This window comes from Klebsiella sp. F11, assembly GCF_056712265.1.
In genome coordinates this window covers 2,673,932-2,688,764 of record NZ_CM160060.1, presented here as the reverse complement: position 1 = coordinate 2,688,764, position 14,833 = coordinate 2,673,932, and the positions used below count along the sequence as shown (strand labels likewise).

The 14,833-nt window shown below is 59.9% G+C and carries 14 protein-coding genes; 10 read left to right on the top strand and 4 right to left on the bottom strand.

Features of this window, described 5'->3' with window-relative positions; all coding sequences use genetic code 11:
* The first annotated feature begins 194 nt into the window (after window positions 1–194).
* The 8 genes from mdcA (at window position 195) to mdcH (ending at window position 7,392) form a co-directional block, all read left to right on the top strand.
* On the top strand, window positions 195–1,850 hold the full coding sequence (gene mdcA / locus AC1M2H_RS13350; protein WP_480151694.1) for a malonate decarboxylase subunit alpha: 1,656 nt from the start codon (window positions 195–197) through the stop codon (window positions 1,848–1,850).
* On the top strand, window positions 1,850–2,710 hold the full coding sequence (locus AC1M2H_RS13345; protein WP_480151693.1) for a triphosphoribosyl-dephospho-CoA synthase: 861 nt from the start codon (window positions 1,850–1,852) through the stop codon (window positions 2,708–2,710). The genes mdcA and AC1M2H_RS13345 overlap by 1 nt, the downstream gene beginning before the upstream one ends.
* A 10-nt stretch (window positions 2,711–2,720) precedes the next feature.
* A complete protein-coding gene (mdcC, locus tag AC1M2H_RS13340; RefSeq protein ID WP_045858431.1) occupies window positions 2,721–3,020 on the top strand; it encodes a malonate decarboxylase acyl carrier protein in 300 nt (99 codons plus the stop codon).
* Entirely contained in the window at window positions 3,013–3,846 is an 834-nt protein-coding gene (locus AC1M2H_RS13335; protein WP_480151692.1) for a biotin-independent malonate decarboxylase subunit beta, read from the top strand. Before mdcC ends, AC1M2H_RS13335 begins: the two co-directional genes overlap by 8 nt.
* A complete protein-coding gene (gene mdcE, locus AC1M2H_RS13330; protein WP_045859579.1) occupies window positions 3,846–4,646 on the top strand; it encodes a biotin-independent malonate decarboxylase subunit gamma in 801 nt (266 codons plus the stop codon). Before AC1M2H_RS13335 ends, mdcE begins: the two co-directional genes overlap by 1 nt.
* A 265-nt stretch (window positions 4,647–4,911) precedes the next feature.
* Window positions 4,912–5,871: an AEC family transporter gene (locus AC1M2H_RS13325; RefSeq protein WP_480151691.1), complete on the top strand. Its 960-nt coding sequence runs from the start codon at window positions 4,912–4,914 to the stop codon at window positions 5,869–5,871.
* A 1-nt stretch (window position 5,872) separates the two neighbouring features.
* Window positions 5,873–6,490, top strand: a complete 618-nt coding sequence (locus tag AC1M2H_RS13320) for a malonate decarboxylase holo-ACP synthase (protein ID WP_480151690.1) — start codon at window positions 5,873–5,875, stop codon at window positions 6,488–6,490.
* Window positions 6,490–7,392, top strand: coding sequence for a malonate decarboxylase subunit epsilon (gene mdcH, locus AC1M2H_RS13315; RefSeq protein ID WP_480151929.1), 903 nt, complete (start codon window positions 6,490–6,492; stop codon window positions 7,390–7,392). The genes AC1M2H_RS13320 and mdcH overlap by 1 nt, the downstream gene beginning before the upstream one ends.
* On the opposite strand, the gene AC1M2H_RS13310 is transcribed toward mdcH, so the two are convergent.
* From AC1M2H_RS13310 to AC1M2H_RS13300, 3 genes are all read right to left on the bottom strand, one after another.
* Window positions 7,382–8,308 (bottom strand): LysR family transcriptional regulator, encoded by a 927-nt coding sequence (locus tag AC1M2H_RS13310; protein WP_480151689.1) that lies wholly within the window; start codon window positions 8,306–8,308, stop codon window positions 7,382–7,384. The genes mdcH and AC1M2H_RS13310 overlap by 11 nt on opposite strands.
* A 218-nt stretch (window positions 8,309–8,526) precedes the next feature.
* Window positions 8,527–10,179: a malate dehydrogenase (quinone) gene (gene mqo, locus AC1M2H_RS13305; protein WP_480151688.1), complete on the bottom strand. Its 1,653-nt coding sequence runs from the start codon at window positions 10,177–10,179 to the stop codon at window positions 8,527–8,529.
* A 265-nt stretch (window positions 10,180–10,444) separates the two neighbouring features.
* Window positions 10,445–11,365, bottom strand: coding sequence for an N-acetylmuramic acid 6-phosphate etherase (locus AC1M2H_RS13300; RefSeq protein WP_480151687.1), 921 nt, complete (start codon window positions 11,363–11,365; stop codon window positions 10,445–10,447).
* Window positions 11,366–11,539: 174 nt separating this feature from the next.
* Between AC1M2H_RS13300 and AC1M2H_RS13295 the strand changes: the two genes are divergently transcribed.
* Window positions 11,540–13,159, top strand: coding sequence for a sensor histidine kinase (locus tag AC1M2H_RS13295; protein WP_480151686.1), 1,620 nt, complete (start codon window positions 11,540–11,542; stop codon window positions 13,157–13,159).
* A complete protein-coding gene (gene dcuR, locus AC1M2H_RS13290) occupies window positions 13,156–13,875 on the top strand; it encodes a two-component system response regulator DcuR (protein ID WP_426814608.1) in 720 nt (239 codons plus the stop codon). The genes AC1M2H_RS13295 and dcuR overlap by 4 nt, the downstream gene beginning before the upstream one ends.
* On the opposite strand, the gene AC1M2H_RS13285 is transcribed toward dcuR, so the two are convergent.
* On the bottom strand, window positions 13,856–14,809 hold the full coding sequence (locus tag AC1M2H_RS13285; protein ID WP_480151685.1) for an FAD:protein FMN transferase: 954 nt from the start codon (window positions 14,807–14,809) through the stop codon (window positions 13,856–13,858). The genes dcuR and AC1M2H_RS13285 overlap by 20 nt on opposite strands.
* Window positions 14,810–14,833: the final 24 nt, after the last annotated feature.

Sequence of the window (14,833 nt, the reverse complement as noted above, 5' to 3'; positions counted from 1 at the left end):
CCACTACGGGCTAACCGGCCCGTAGACCACTACTCCTTTGGCATTATTGATCCTCATCACATCTCACGCCGGTCATTCATTACTCTGAAGCTAACAATCTGCCCGCGGGCTTAATTGATGCCCTGCGCCTCGCGTCGCACACTAACTTCCACACCATGACAGTCAAAACGATTTGTCGAATCAGGAGGTTAATAATGAGTGCCGAACAAACGACGGGACGGGTCTGGAACCGCCGCCGTACGGAAAAACAGCGGCGACTGGCCGCCGCCAACGTCTCCGGTAAGGTTATCCCCACCGCACAGCTGGTCGACGCGCTGGAACATCTGCTCGCCCCTGGCGATCGCGTGGTGCTGGAAGGCAACAACCAAAAACAGGCTGACTTCCTCTCCCGCATGCTGGCGGAAGTGAACCCGCAAAAAGTCCACGATCTGCATATGATCATGCCGAGCGTCGGGCGCAGCGAGCATCTGGACCTTTTTGAAAAGGGCATTGCCCGCAAGCTCGACTTCTCCTTTTCAGGCACCCAGAGCCTGCGTATTTCGCAGCTGCTGGAGGACGGCCTGCTGGAAATCGGCGCGATTCACACCTATATCGAACTTTACTCCCGCCTGTACGTCGATCTTTCGCCGAACGTCGCGCTAATTGCCGGCTACAAGGCGGACCGTAAAGGCAACCTCTACACCGGGCCGAGCACCGAAGATACTCCGGCACTAGTGGAGGCCGCCGCCTTCCGCGACGGGATTGTCATCGCCCAGGTAAACGAAATCGTCGATGACGAGTGCGACCTGCCGCGCGTTGATATTCCGGGCTCGTGGATTGACTACGTGGTCGTCGCCGATAAGCCGTTCTTTATCGAACCGCTGTTTACCCGCGACCCGCGCCTGATCAAGCAGGAACATATCCTGATGGCGATGATGGCAATTAAAGGCATCTACGCCGAACACCAGGTGCAGTCACTGAACCACGGCATCGGCTTCAACACCGCCGCCATCGAGCTGCTGCTGCCGACCTACGGCGAACAGCTGGGCCTGAAGGGCAAAATCTGTAAGCACTGGACGCTCAACCCGCATCCAACGCTGATCCCCGCCATTGAAAGCGGCTGGGTGGAAAGCGTGCACTGCTTCGGCGGCGAGCTGGGGATGGAAGAGTACATCCGCGCCCGTCCGGATATTTTCTTCACCGGCGCCGACGGCTCCATGCGCTCCAACCGCGCGTTCTGTCAGCTGGCAGGCCAGTACGCGGTGGACATGTTCATCGGCTCTACCTTGCAGATTGACGGTCTTGCTAACTCCTCTACCGTGACTCGCGGTCGTCTTTCCGGCTTCGGCGGCGCGCCGAATATGGGTCACGATCCTCACGGTCGCCGTCATGCAACGCCAGCCTGGCTGAACATGATCACCGAACCGGATCCGATGCAGCGCGGTAAAAAACTGGTGGTGCAGATGGTTGAAACCTTCCAGGCCGGCGTGAAGCCGAGCTTTGTCGAGCAGCTGGACGCCGTTGAAGTGGCGAAATCCTCCGGGATGCCGCTGGCGCCGGTGATGATTTATGGCGACGACGTCACTCACGTATTGACCGAAGAAGGCATCGCCTACCTCTATCGCGGTGAAAGCCTTGAAGAGCGCCGCGCAATGGTTGCCGCCGTCGCCGGGATCACCGATATCGGCCTTGGCGTGGACGCCAAACGCGTCGCTGAGCTGCGTAAAAGCGGCAAAGTGGTCTACCCGGAAGATATGGGCATCCGCCGGTCTGACGCCACCCGTTCCCTGCTCGCCGCAGGCAGCGTAGCCGATCTGGTGGAGTGGTCCGACGGTCTTTATAACCCACCTGCGAAATTCCGGAGCTGGTAATGAAACTCCTGTCACAGACTTATGCCGAGGTGCAGGCAGAAGAGCTGGCGTTTATCGCCCGCGACTGCCTGATCGACGAAGCGCGATTAAGCCCGAAGCCGGGTCTGGTGGACAGCCGGGGAAACGGTGCCCATCACGACCTCACCCTGGCGCTGATGGAGCGCTCGGCGCACAGCCTGACCCCAACGTTTCTGCAGCTGGCCCAGCAAAGCTGGCAGCGTCCCGCCGACATCGCCCTGCGCGAAACCGTCGGCCGCTTAGGGCGCGAAGGCGAACAGCAGATGATGGTCGCCACCCGCGGCGTTAACACCCACCGCGGCGCCATCTGGGCGCTCGGTTTACTGGTCAGCGCCGTGTCGATGCTCGGCGGCAGCGCAAGCGCACGGCAGATTGCGCAATCCGCCGCCCTGCTCGCCCGCCTGCCGGACGCTGCCGCGCCGAAGACCTTCAGCAAAGGGCTAAAAGCCACGCATCAGTACCGGGTACCGGGTGCACGTGAAGAGGCACAGCAGGCGTTTCCGCACGTGATGCGGCTCGCGTTGCCGCAGCTGCTACGCAGCCGCGCGATGGGGGCGAACGAAAGCGCTGCCCGCCTCGATGCGCTGATGGCGATCATGACCTCGCTCAGCGATACCTGTGTGCTTTCACGAGCCGGCATGCCCGGTCTGGAAGCGATGCAGGCCGGCGCCCGCGCGGTACTCAACGCAGGCGGTTGCGCCACGGCACAAGGCCGCAAAGCGCTCGCTGAACTTGATGCTCAGATGCTCGCCCTTAACGCATCGCCCGGTGGTGCCGCGGATCTTCTCGCCGCCACGCTGTTTCTTGACAGGGTCAGCCAGCCCGCGTCTTGCTCAATTTAAAGAGGATGTTATGGAACACATTACATTGTCATTTCCTGCCAGCCGCACCGTCAGCGGTAAAGCTCTGGCAGGCGTCGTAGGCTCCGGTGATATGGAAGTGCTGTTCACCGCAGCCGCCGGGGAAACCCTCAGTATTGATATCACCACCTCCGTGGACAACAGCACCCGCCGCTGGAATGCGCTGTTCGATCGTCTGAATCTGATCAACGGCCTGCCTGCGGGCAAGCTGATCATTCACGACTTCGGCGCAACCCCTGGCGTGGCGCGCATTCGTATCGAACAGGTATTTGAAGAGGTGGCTCATGCGTAACGATCGCAGCTTTATTGAATTACGGGCCCGCGAACGTGCCCATGCGCTGCTGGACGAAGGCAGCTACCGTGAATTGCTCGATCCGTTCGAAGGCATTATGTCGCCATGGCTCGCGCCGCAGGGCGTGGTGCCGCAGTCCGACGATGGCATGGTGGTCGCTCGCGGCACCATTAACGGCCAGTCGGCTGTGGTGATTGCCATCGAGGGCACCTTCCAGGGCGGCAGCATGGGCGAAGTCTCCGGTGCCAAAATGGCGGCCGCGCTCGAGCTGGCGGCAGAAGATAACCGCAACGGCATTCCCACCCAGGCTGTGCTGAGTCTTGAAACCGGCGGCGTGCGCCTGCAGGAAGCCAACCTCGGCCTGGCAGCCATTGCCGATATCCACGCCGCGATTGTCGATCTGCGTCGCTACACGCCGGTGGTCGGCATCGTGACCGGTACCGTTGGCTGCTTCGGCGGGATGTCCATTGCCGCCGCCCTTTGTAGCTACCTGATTGTTACCCGCGAAGCGCGCCTTGGCCTCAACGGCCCACAGGTTATCGAGCAGGAAGCCGGGATCGAAGAGTATGACTCCCGCGATCGCCCGTTCATCTGGAGCATGACCGGCGGCGAAATCCGCTATGCCAGCGGCCTGGTGGATGCGCTGGTCGATGACGGCGTCAACGCGGTGAAAACCGCCATGAACGACGTCATCGCCAAAGGCGTTCCGGCACAAAACCGCAGCGACAAATATGCCGACTTCCTGACCCGTCTGAGCAACTTTGACACCCGTCAGCAGGCCGATACCGCGCAGATTAAACAGCTTTTCGCCGGGGAGGTGAAATGATGACTCAGTCCAATAGCCGTGGAGCCCTGTGGCTGGAAAAACTGGCGCCAAATGCGCCGCGCATGACTGGCCTGTGCCCTTCAGTACAGGTCGCCGACGGTGAGCTGAACAATGAGGCCGTACGCTTCATCGCCGTGGTGCCCGATGCCAATAACCACTATCCGCGCGCCGCGAAAGGCGAAGTGGGTCTGCTGGAAGGCTGGACGCTGGCAAAAGTGGTGAATGAAACCATCGATGCCGACGCGAACAGCGACGTGAAGCGCCCGATTGTGGCGGTGATCGACGTCCCAAGCCAGGCCTATGGTCGCCGTGAAGAAGCGTTCGGCATTCACCAGGCGCTCGCCGGTGCCGCAGGTGCTTACGCGAAAGCGCGCCTGGCGGGCCATCCGGTGATCGGTCTTATCGTCGGCAAGGCGATGTCCGGGGCGTTTCTGGCGCACGGTTATCAGGCTAATCGCCTGATTGCCATCAACGATAAAGGCGTGCTGGTGCATGCGATGGGCAAAGAATCCGCCGCGCGTATCACCCTGCGTACCGTCGATGCGCTGGAAAAACTGGCAGCGACCATTCCGCCAATGGCCTATGACGTCAGCAACTACGCCACCCTCGGCCTGCTCTCCGATCTGCTGAATCTCAGCAACCCGGATGCGCCGTCCGATGCTGACCTGGCGCTGGTGGAGCTCACCGTGCAGAAGGCAATTTCCGATGCGCGTAAAGATCCAAGCCTGAAAAACCGTCTCGGCGCGGAGAATCGCCGCAGCTCTGCCCTGGTACGCGAACGGATGCGCGCCAGCTGGTAACGGGCAACATCAGAAGTACGTAAAAAAAGACCTGCCGAAAGCGGCAACCGTCGGGCGCAGCATAGCGCCCACGGCAAGCCGCTTTTAGAAAAATAAAAACATCGCAATTAGCCCAATACGCTAAATCATTCAAGTTGGATCAAGGCGGCAACTGAGTGAATCCCCAGGAGCTTACTTGAGTAAGTGACTGGGGTGAGGGAAGGCAGCCAACGCAGAGGCAGCTTGAAGGATGACGCGTATTTCTTTTTCTTACTACAGGTGATCTATGACTTATGTAATTGTTCATGCCCTTGCGCCGATTTTTCTGATCATGCTGCTGGGCTTCTGGGCCGGCAAAGCCAAAATGGTCGACAACAAAAACGTGTCGCTGCTCAATATCTTCGTAATGGACTTTGCCCTGCCCGCCGCGCTGTTCAGCGCCACCGTGCAGACCCCGTGGGCAGGCATTGTTGCCCAGTCGCCGCTGATTGTGGTGCTGACGGGCGCGATGTGGATCACCTATGCGGCGATCTACTTCCTGGCCACCAGCGTATTTAAAAAATCGCCGCAGGATGCCGCCGTGCTGACCCTCACCGTGGCGCTGCCGAACTATGCCGCGCTTGGCCTGCCGATTCTCGGCAGCATGCTGGGTGAAAGCTCCGCGACGTCTCTTTCCGTCGCCGTCTCCATCGCCTGTGGCTCCGTGCTGATGACGCCGTTCTGTCTGCTGATTCTGGAGCGCGAAAAAGCCCGCGCCGCCGGTGAAAACAGCGGTTCAACGCTGGCGATGCTGCCGGTGCTGATGTGGCGTTCGCTGAAAAAACCTATCGTGATGGGCCCGCTGCTCGGCGTGATCCTCTCGGCGATTGGCATCAAAATGCCGGATCTGCTGCTGGCCGCGATCAAGCCTCTGGGCCTGTCGGCCACCGCTGCCGCACTGTTCCTGACCGGTGTGATTCTGTCTGCCCGTAAGCTGCAGCTGAACGCCATGGTGAGCATTGCGACCATCGCCAAGCTGCTGATCCAGCCGTTTATCGCCTGGGCTATCGTTCTGGCTTTCGGCCTGCACGGCTCCGTGGCGATCACCGCTATTCTGATGATCGCGCTCTCTGCCGGCTTCTTCGGCGTGGTGTTCGGCAACCGCTTTGGCGTGCAGTCGCCGGATGCCGAAGCGGTGCTGCTGTTGAGCTCCGTTCTGTGTATCCTGTCGTTACCGCTGTTCATCACTTTAACTTCAGGTATCTGATATGACATTCACCTCGCGCCCTCACGATTTACTGTGGCTGAAAAGCCATGACGCCCTGCTCAACGTCGAGGAGGCGTGGGTCGCCAGCCAGTGGCAGCCAGGCCTGCCCGTGGTCGTGCGGCGCGACGTGAATGACAGCGGCGATATTCCGGTGGGCGTACGCGGCATAAAGCGCGAGCAGCGCGCCGCCGGATGGGTTAAGGCCGAGTCCGTTTCCCGCATCGTCACCCCGGAAGCGCTGGTCGAACGCCAGCACCTGCTGCACTCGCCGTTTGTTTCCCAGCCGCCCGTTCAGGCGGCTATTTTGCTGACCACCTTTGCGTGGCCGTGGATCTGGGGCATTACCGGCAGCACGGCCTATGCCCTCGCCACCGAAATTCCCGTCCTGCACGCCGACAGCGATCTCGATTTACTGATTCGCGCTCCTGAACCGCTGACCGGCGACGAATTGCGGCAGTGGCAGGCGCAAGTGGATAAGCTGCCGTGCCGCGCCGACACCCAGATTGAAACGCCCTTTGGCGCGTTTGCGCTCAACGAATGGCTGCGCGAAGGACGCGTTCTGCTGAAAACCGCCACCGGACCGCAGCTCACCGCGACGCCGTGGCACAGGGAGTCATGATGAAAATCCTCTTTACCTTTCCCGGCCAGGGCACCCAGCGCCCGGGAATGCTGCAAAACCTACCCGACGGTGAGACCATTCTTGCCGAAGTCCACGCCGTACTTGGTGATGAAGCCAACCAGCTCGACACAGCCGATGCGCTGAAGCACACTCGCGAGGTGCAGCTTTGTCTGCTTATTGCCGGCGTGGCGTGGGCTAACGAACTTATTCGCCACGACGTTACACCCGATATCGTCAGCGGCCTGTCGATTGGCGCTTACCCTGCGGCGGTAGTGGCTGGTGCACTGGATTTTCGCGACGCGCTGCGCCTCGTCGCCCTGCGCGGCGATTTAATGGAGCGGGCCTATCCGCACGGCTACGGCCTGACGGCGATTATCGGTCTCACCCTGAATCAGGTTGAAAAGCTGATGACGGAAAGCGGAACTTACATCGCCAACCTCAATGCCGAAACGCAGATAGTGATTGCCGGCCGGGATGAGGATATGGCGGAGGTTGCGCGAAAAGCGCTGGCCGCCGGAGCCAGCAAGGCGGCCCGGCTTGCGGTAAGCGTCCCCTCACACTGTGCTTTGCTGGATAAACCGGCGGCAGAATTGGCTCAGGCGTTTGAATCCGTGACATTGTCACGCCCTGCGCTTGCGTATCTCAGCGGATCAACCGGCCGCGTGCTGTGGGAACCGCAGAAAATCGCCGAAGACTTAGCCTTCAACATGGCGCGCACCGTACAGTGGCAGGACGCAATGGTATCGGCCAATCAGCGCGATGCGCGGCTGGCGATTGAGATGCCGCCCGGCAGCGTGCTGACCGGGCTGACGCACCTCGCAGGCTGGCAGGGTGATGCCATCTGTATGGAACGCAACAGCGTGGCAGTGGCGCAGCATCTGGCGAAACGCCTCAGCCGTTGAGGCTGCGGGCGTACATCCGCCCTTCCGCCGCCAGCGCCAGCAGGTCCGCGTCGCGTTCGCGATGGTGGGAATAGACGATCGAGATCAGCTGGCGCATCTGATACGGCTCCGCCAGCTTTAACAGCTGCACGTCGTTTTCATAAACCTTTTTCATCCGCCCGGGCAGCAGCGCAAAGCCGACGCCGGCCTGCACCAGGCTTATCATCGAAAAGATATCGTTGACCCGGGTGACAATTTCAGGCTCGAAGGCGGCGACCTGAAAAGCCTCCCTGAAGCCCGCGTAGGTGGCGAAGCCTTCCGCAAGCGACACGAACTTACGGTCGACGTAGTCGCGCAGATCGGCGGGTTTTGTCGTATCCAGCCGCTCGACCGCCGGCGCGGCGAGAAAAATATCGTCTTCAAACAGCGGCACCACGTCAAAGGCGGAGTTGCTGAACTCCCCCTCGTTGGTGGCGATGAGGATCGCGTCCAGGGCGTCGTCCTCCAGCATATCCAGCAGCATCTGGTTGGAGCCCATCGTCAGATCCAGCTCCAGCTCGGGGCGGCGCAGCTTCATTCCCATGATGATCCGCGGAACGGTCTCCAGCGTGAGCGAATAGAGCGTGCCGATCCGCAACCGTCCCTGGCCGACGCCGGCGACCTTTCGCGTCGCCTCCAGCCCGCGCGTCATCAGCGCGGTGACGTCCTGGCAGTACTCCAGCAGCGTCCACGCCGCCGGCAGCGGCAGCAGGTTGCGCCCCTTGTGGACAAACAGCGGGCAGCCGACGCCCTCTTCCAGGGTATGCAAGGCCCGGTGGACGCTGACGCCGCTGAGCTGCATCGCTTCGGCGGTTCTGGCGATATTGCCTTTGGCCATAAACATCATAAATACCGCCAGCTTACGGAAGGTAATATCCTGGTTAATGTCGTCTTTCATGGCGCTGCACTCCCTCTTTCCGCCGCGGCTAACTATTTCTCTAGTGAATTCAAGAAAGTATAACCGTAACGCCGGTAAATGCTTTAACCCAGAACAAGGAACCAGCCGCTGCCGTCGTGCATCGAGGGAACCTCATAGCGGATCGATAGGGCAAAAAAAATGCCGGTCAGCTACTGAGCTGACCGGCATGACGCACGCGGGCGGAGTTAGTACGGCGACTACAGCGCCATATCGTGCTGCGGCGAGTCCGCAGGCTTGAGCTCCGCGGACGGCGCGGCGGCAGGCTTCGCGCTGCTCATATTAATCACCGGCGGCTTGGTCAGCTGCAGCGTCGCGGCGGTGTCATCCCACACCTGCTGGGTCAGCGCCGGACTATCGTTCAGCTTCTGGCCATAGCTCGGAACGATCGCGTGGATGCGGTTCTGCCACTCCGCGGAGCTGAACTGCTGCGGGAACATCTGTTTGAGCACGTTCAGAGTGATCGGCGCGGCGGTAGAGGCGCCCGGAGAGGCCCCAAGCAGCGCGGATATGGTTTTCTGCTCGTCGACCACCACTTCGGTCCCCAGCTTCAGCACCCCGCCCTTATCGGCGTCTCTTTTGATGATCTGCACGCGCTGGCCGGCCTGAATCAGCTTCCAGTCCTCTTTACGCGCGTCCGGATAGTACTCTTTCAGCGCCGCAAAGCGGTCATCGTCGCTGAGCATTACCTGGCTCACCAGGTATTTGACCAGATCGAAGTTGTCGAGACCGACGTGAGTCATCGGCAGAACGTTATCGGTGGTAGTGGTGCTCAGCAGGTCAAAGAAAGAGCCGTTTTTGAGGAACTTGGTCGAAAAGGTCGCGAACGGCCCGAACAGCACCACGCGCTTGCCGTCGAGGAAACGGGCGTCAAGATGCGGAACCGACATCGGCGGCGCGCCGACCGAAGCCTGGCCGTAGACCTTCTGCAGATGTTCTTTGGTCACCGCCGGGTTTTCGGTCATCAGGAAGGAGCCACCCACCGGGAAGCCCGCGTAGTTGTCGGCTTCCGGAATACCGGTCTTTTGCAGTAATTTCAGCGCGCCGCCGCCGGCGCCAATAAAGACATATTTCGCGTCAATCGCCTGCTCGTCGCCGCTATTCACGTTTTTAATCGTTACGTGCCACGAATTATCGGCATTGCGCTTAAAGGCGGTAACCTCAGAGGAGGTTTGCAGCGAGAAATTATTACTTTTCTTCAGGCTGCCGATCAGCTGGCGGGTTATTTCGCCGTAGTTGACGTCGGTCCCGACCGGGGTCCAGGTGGCCGCCACTTTTTGCTGCGGATCGCGCCCTTCCATCACCAGCGGCGCCCACTGTTTTATTTGCGCATGATCGGTGGAGAATTTCATCCCCTGGAATAAGGTTGTTTGCTGCAGCGCGGTATAGCGCTTTTGCAGATAATCAACGTTATCGCCCCAGACAAAGCTCATATGCGGGGTGGAATTAATAAAGGAGTGCGGGTCATGCAAAATGCCGCGCTTGACCTGCGCCGTCCAGAACTGACGGGAGATCATAAACTGCTCGTTGATCTCCAGCGCCTTGCTGACGTCAATGGAGCCGTCCGCACGCTCTGGCGTGTAGTTCAGCTCCATGTTTGCCGAGTGGCCGGTACCGGCATTGTTCCAGCCGTTAGAGGACTCCAGCGCCACGCCGTCAAGCTTCTCTACCATCACCTGTTTCCAGTCCGGCTGTAGTTCCTGCAGCCAGGTGCCGAGCGAGGCGCTCATAATCCCGCCGCCAATCAGCAGAAAATCGGTTTTCTTTGCGGCGTCGGTATTTGCGTAGGTTGCCGTACTGACGAATAGCGCCAGTGCGGTCATGGATAAGATCGAGTTTTTTATTGCAGGCATAATAGAATTATCGCATAGCATAATGAAATAAGTGCCAACATGTTAACGCACTTTCATTATATTTTAAAATATCATTTACATTTTCCGCACAGTTAATCAATTATTCGCATTTACTTTTTTAACTTAAAAAAGTGGAAGGTGATTAAGAAAATTAAAATGCGTCAACGTATCGCGATAATTAAAGGGCTGACGGCGCTCCCGTCGGTTACTTTAGTTACATAAAGCAAAAGCAGCGGCGCGCGGGAATATGGCGCGCCGCCGGGAATTAACTCTGCGACCCTGCCAACTGATGCGTTTTATCCTGTAACGCAATGCGCAGATGCTCGTTATTTTCCCTCAGCAGCTCGCGGGCCTGCCAGGCGTCAAGCCCGCTGAGCAGCATCAAAATCGCCGTCCGGCAGTGCTGATTGCAGGCGGCAAGCGCGGCTTTCGCCTCGCTGCGCGAGCAACCGGCGGCCTCCATAACGATAGCGATTTGCCGTTCAGCCCAGCGCGGGCTGGTCGCCAGCAGATCGACCCGCAGGTTGCTGAAGACCCTGCCGTCACGAATGGCCAGCCCGGTGGTCAGCATATTGAGCAGCTGCCGCTGCGCCAGCTGCGCCTTCGGGTTACCAAACCCCGCCACCGCCTCCGGACCGGTTTGCGGCGCCACGATAATATCCGCCAGCTGCGCCGCTTCGCTGTCCGCCTGCTGGGTCAGCACCGCGACCGGCGCGCCGAGCGACCAGGCGTGGCGCATCGCGCCCCATACCCACGGCGTTTTGCCGCTGACCGTCAGCGCCAGCAGCATATCGTTATCGCTAAAGCGCAGCGCCTGCAGCTCCAGCGCGCCGAGATCGTAGTCGTTAGCGGCCGTCTCCATCTCCTGCAGCGCCGCCGCCGGCCCGCCGGCGATGAGCCCCACCAGGGAGTGTTTCTCATCGGGCGCAAATTCGTTGACCGCCTGCAGGGCCGCGCGGCCGGATGCGCCGGCGCCGACGATCACCAGCCTCCCTCCCCGACTCAGGGTCGCCGCGGCGTTATCAACCAGTCGGGTCATATCCGCCAGGCAGGCGTCGATGGCGTTGGCAATTTGCCGGCCGTCGGCGTGCAGCAGCGTCAGCATGTCGTGGGTGGTGAGACTATCGATGCGGCGGGTGTCAGGGTGGCGTCGTTCCGTCATTGAAGCGGTTGGCTTACTGCTCATAAAAACCTCCATTTAAATAACTCCGGATTTACTATAGGGATATTTACCTTCATCTCCTGCGAGTGGGGTCACGCTTCCCGGTTCCCGGCGGATCGTTTATTGCTTTTTTACATGCCTTTAAGAAATTCGCCCCATCAGCGATAATAGGCCTTCGCTGTTTACCCTGGGGTTGTTATGAATGAGTTAGCGGAGCAGGAACCGCCCGCGCGCAGGCGCCGGAAGAGCATGAAGCTGAGTACCGCCGTGACGCTGATGATTGGCAGCGTGCTGGGATCGGTCCTGCTGCTGGTCTACGCGCTGTGGTTTATCCAAATCAGTGATACCACCCGCGACGGGCTGAAGGACACCGCCCTGGCGGTGGCGCGGACGCTTGCCGATATGCCGGAAGTGAAGCGCGGCCTGACGCTGCCGACGGACAGCAATATTATTCAGCCGCTGGCGCAGGCGGTGATGCAACGCAACGATCTGCTGTTTGCGGTGGTCACCAATATGCAGGGTATTCGCTACTCGCACCCCAATGACCAGATCATCGGCAAGCGGTTTATCGGCGATGACATTACCCCCCCCCTGCAGGGAAAGGAGAACGTTGCCGTCAACCACGGCGTGCTGGCCCCGGCCCTGCGCGTCTTTACGCCGGTTTTTGACGCTAACCACCGGCAGATTGGCGTTGTGGTCATCGGTATTTCGCTCAGTAAGGTGGATACCCAGATCGCCAACAGCCGCTGGGACGTGCTCTTTACCGTGCTGTTCAGCGCCCTGGTCTGCGGTATCGGAACCTGGAGCCTGGTTCGCGGACTCAAGCGCGTACTGCTAGGGCTCGAGCCGCAGGAGCTCTCCACCCGCTTCCAGCAGCATCAGGCGATGCTGCATTCGTTAAAAGAGGGCGTGGTGGCAATCGATAGCGAAGGACAGGTGACGCTGATCAATCCGGCCGCGCGCGACATTTTGTTCAGCGGGCCCGATAAGGCGCTCGGCCATACGCCGCTGCTTGCCGATTTACAGGAGGTACTGCGCAGCGGGACGCCCATTTACGATCGCGAGCTCGGCTGCAACGGCCTGCTGCTCATCAGCAATACCGTGCCGGTGCGCAGCCAGAACGCCACCGTCGGCGCTATCTGCACCTTCCGCGACAAAACCGAGGTCAGCCAGCTGCTGCAGCGCCTCGACGGCATGGTCAACTATGTCGATGCCCTGCGTACGACTTCCCATGAGTTTATGAATAAGCTGCACGTGATCCTCGGCCTGCTGAATATGAAAAGCTATGACAAGCTGGAGGAGTACGTGCTACAAACCGCCCACACCTATCAGGCGGACATCGGCGAAATCCAGCACCGCATAAAATCGCCGGTGGTCGCCGGCTTTTTGCTTGGTAAAATCCAGCGCGCGAAGGAGCGCGGATTTAGCCTTAGCCTGGCGGAAGAGAGCCTCGTCCCCGACTGCCCGAACGAAAAGCAGATCACCGTTCTGGTCACCGTGCTGGGTAATTTGATTGAGAATGCGCTGGACGCCATGAGCGGACAGCACGAAGGCGAAGTCAGCCTGTTGCTACACTATCAAAACGGCTGGCTAAGCGGCGAAGTGAGCGACGACGGTCCGGGGATCCCGGAGGCGAATATCGATGCCATCTTTAATAAAGGCTTCTCCACCAAAGGCGAAAATCGCGGCGTCGGTCTGTTTCTCGCCAGCCAGCAGCTGCGTGAACTGGGCGGGACGCTGGCCGTCGAGTCCGAACCCGGCGTATTTACCCAATTTTTTGTTCACCTTCCCTGGGATAGTAAAAGGAACAGCGCGTGATAAATGTATTGATTGTTGATGACGATGCCATGGTAGCCGAGCTGAACCGCCTGTACGTGGCGCGGATTTCCGGTTTCCGCTGCTGCGGCACCGCCTCTACGCTGAATAAGGCCCGGGAGATGATTAACGACGACGAGCTGGAGATCGATCTGGTCCTGCTCGACGTCTACATGCAGCATGATAGCGGGCTGGATCTGCTGCCGACCATTCGCGCCTCCGGCCGCGACATCGACGTGATTATGATCACCTCCGCCGCGGATGCCGCAACCGTACAAACGTCGATGCACTACGGCGTTATCGATTATCTGATTAAGCCCTTCCAGTTCCCGCGTTTTGAGGAGGCGTTAACCGCCTGGCGCGAGAAAAGAAAGCTGATGACCGGACAGACTTATTATGAGCAGGCCGACGTTGATCGCCTGCTGCACGGTGAGCTGCCGGAAGCCAGCGACGCGCGTAAGCTACCGAAGGGACTCACCTCGCAAACGCTGCGCACGCTTTGCCAGTGGATCGATGCGCACCCGGCGACCGAGTTCTCCACCGACGAGCTGGCGGTAGCGGTGAACATTTCCCGCGTCTCCTGTCGCAAGTATCTGATCTGGCTGGCGCAGATTAATATTCTCTACACCACCATTCACTACGGCGCCACCGGCCGGCCGGTCTATCGCTATCGGCTGGTTGCCGAGCAGTACGGCCTGCTCAAGCAGTACAGTCAGTAAGCCGGTAGCCGCTATCCAGCAGCTGAAAGCGAAAGCGGCGCTGCGATGAGAGGATCACCTCGCGATTTTTAGTCACAAAAATCGCTTCAATATCCTCCCGTTGACGCAGCGCCGCGCGCCCCTTCTCCACGCCCAGCCCGTAGATCAGGGTGGTCCAGATATCACCGTCGAGAGAGTCGTCAGAAATGATGGTTACGCTCTCCAGCTCGTTATCCAACGGATAGCCGCTGCGCGGGTCGAGAATATGGTGCCAGCGCCTACCGTCCTGCTCAAAATAGCGCTCATAGACGCCGGAGGTCACCACCGACTGGCCGCTCACCGCAATCGTGCCCACCAGCTGGTCGGCGGCGGCAAACGGCTTTTTCAGGCCAATGGACCACTCGCCGAGGGTATGCACGTTTCCCCCGAGATTAATCAGCGCCGCATCGACGCCCTGCCGCCGCAGATCGTCGCGCACGCGGTCGGCAATGTAGCCTTTGGCAATGGCGCCAAGATCGATCTCCATACCCGGCTGGGCGAGAAACACGCTGCCCGCCGCTTCATCGAGGATCACATCCTGCGGCCGGGTCAGCGCCAGGCGGGCGGCAATCTCCGCCGCCGCCGGCACGCTGCGCCCCTGAAAGCCGATGCGCCAGAGCTTGACCAGCGGGCCAATCGCCAGGTTGAACGCGCTATCCCGCACCATGCTGGCGGCCTTCGCGCATTTGATTAGCTGAAACACCGGCCGGCTGACGGCCACCGCATGGCGACCGGCGGCATGGTTAATATCCATGACCTGCGAGCGCGCGCGGTTGACGGTAAGCAGATCTTCGTAGCGTTTAATCAGCTGGAAGGTGCGGGAGGCGAGCGCGTCATCGTGACGGAACAGCTTAAGCAGAATGGGCGAACCCATTAAAACGGCGGAGTAGCTATAGACGCGACTGTCGTCAGACATGGTTGCAGCTCCTGTGGATGACCC

Bases quoted from the DNA above. Each gene is read 5' to 3' on its own strand.
- mdcA (WP_480151694.1), top strand. From the start codon at position 195: ATGAGTGCCGAACAAACGACGGGACGGGTCTGGAACCGCCGCCGTACG.
- AC1M2H_RS13345 (WP_480151693.1), top strand. From the start codon at position 1,850: ATGAAACTCCTGTCACAGACTTATGCCGAGGTGCAGGCAGAAGAGCTG.
- mdcC (WP_045858431.1), top strand. From the start codon at position 2,721: ATGGAACACATTACATTGTCATTTCCTGCCAGCCGCACCGTCAGCGGT.
- AC1M2H_RS13335 (WP_480151692.1), top strand. From the start codon at position 3,013: ATGCGTAACGATCGCAGCTTTATTGAATTACGGGCCCGCGAACGTGCC.
- mdcE (WP_045859579.1), top strand. From the start codon at position 3,846: ATGACTCAGTCCAATAGCCGTGGAGCCCTGTGGCTGGAAAAACTGGCG.
- AC1M2H_RS13325 (WP_480151691.1), top strand. From the start codon at position 4,912: ATGACTTATGTAATTGTTCATGCCCTTGCGCCGATTTTTCTGATCATG.
- AC1M2H_RS13320 (WP_480151690.1), top strand. From the start codon at position 5,873: ATGACATTCACCTCGCGCCCTCACGATTTACTGTGGCTGAAAAGCCAT.
- mdcH (WP_480151929.1), top strand. From the start codon at position 6,490: ATGAAAATCCTCTTTACCTTTCCCGGCCAGGGCACCCAGCGCCCGGGA.
- AC1M2H_RS13310 (WP_480151689.1), bottom strand. From the start codon at position 8,308: ATGAAAGACGACATTAACCAGGATATTACCTTCCGTAAGCTGGCGGTA.
- mqo (WP_480151688.1), bottom strand. From the start codon at position 10,179: ATGCCTGCAATAAAAAACTCGATCTTATCCATGACCGCACTGGCGCTA.
- AC1M2H_RS13300 (WP_480151687.1), bottom strand. From the start codon at position 11,365: ATGAGCAGTAAGCCAACCGCTTCAATGACGGAACGACGCCACCCTGAC.
- AC1M2H_RS13295 (WP_480151686.1), top strand. From the start codon at position 11,540: ATGAATGAGTTAGCGGAGCAGGAACCGCCCGCGCGCAGGCGCCGGAAG.
- AC1M2H_RS13285 (WP_480151685.1), bottom strand. From the start codon at position 14,809: ATGTCTGACGACAGTCGCGTCTATAGCTACTCCGCCGTTTTAATGGGT.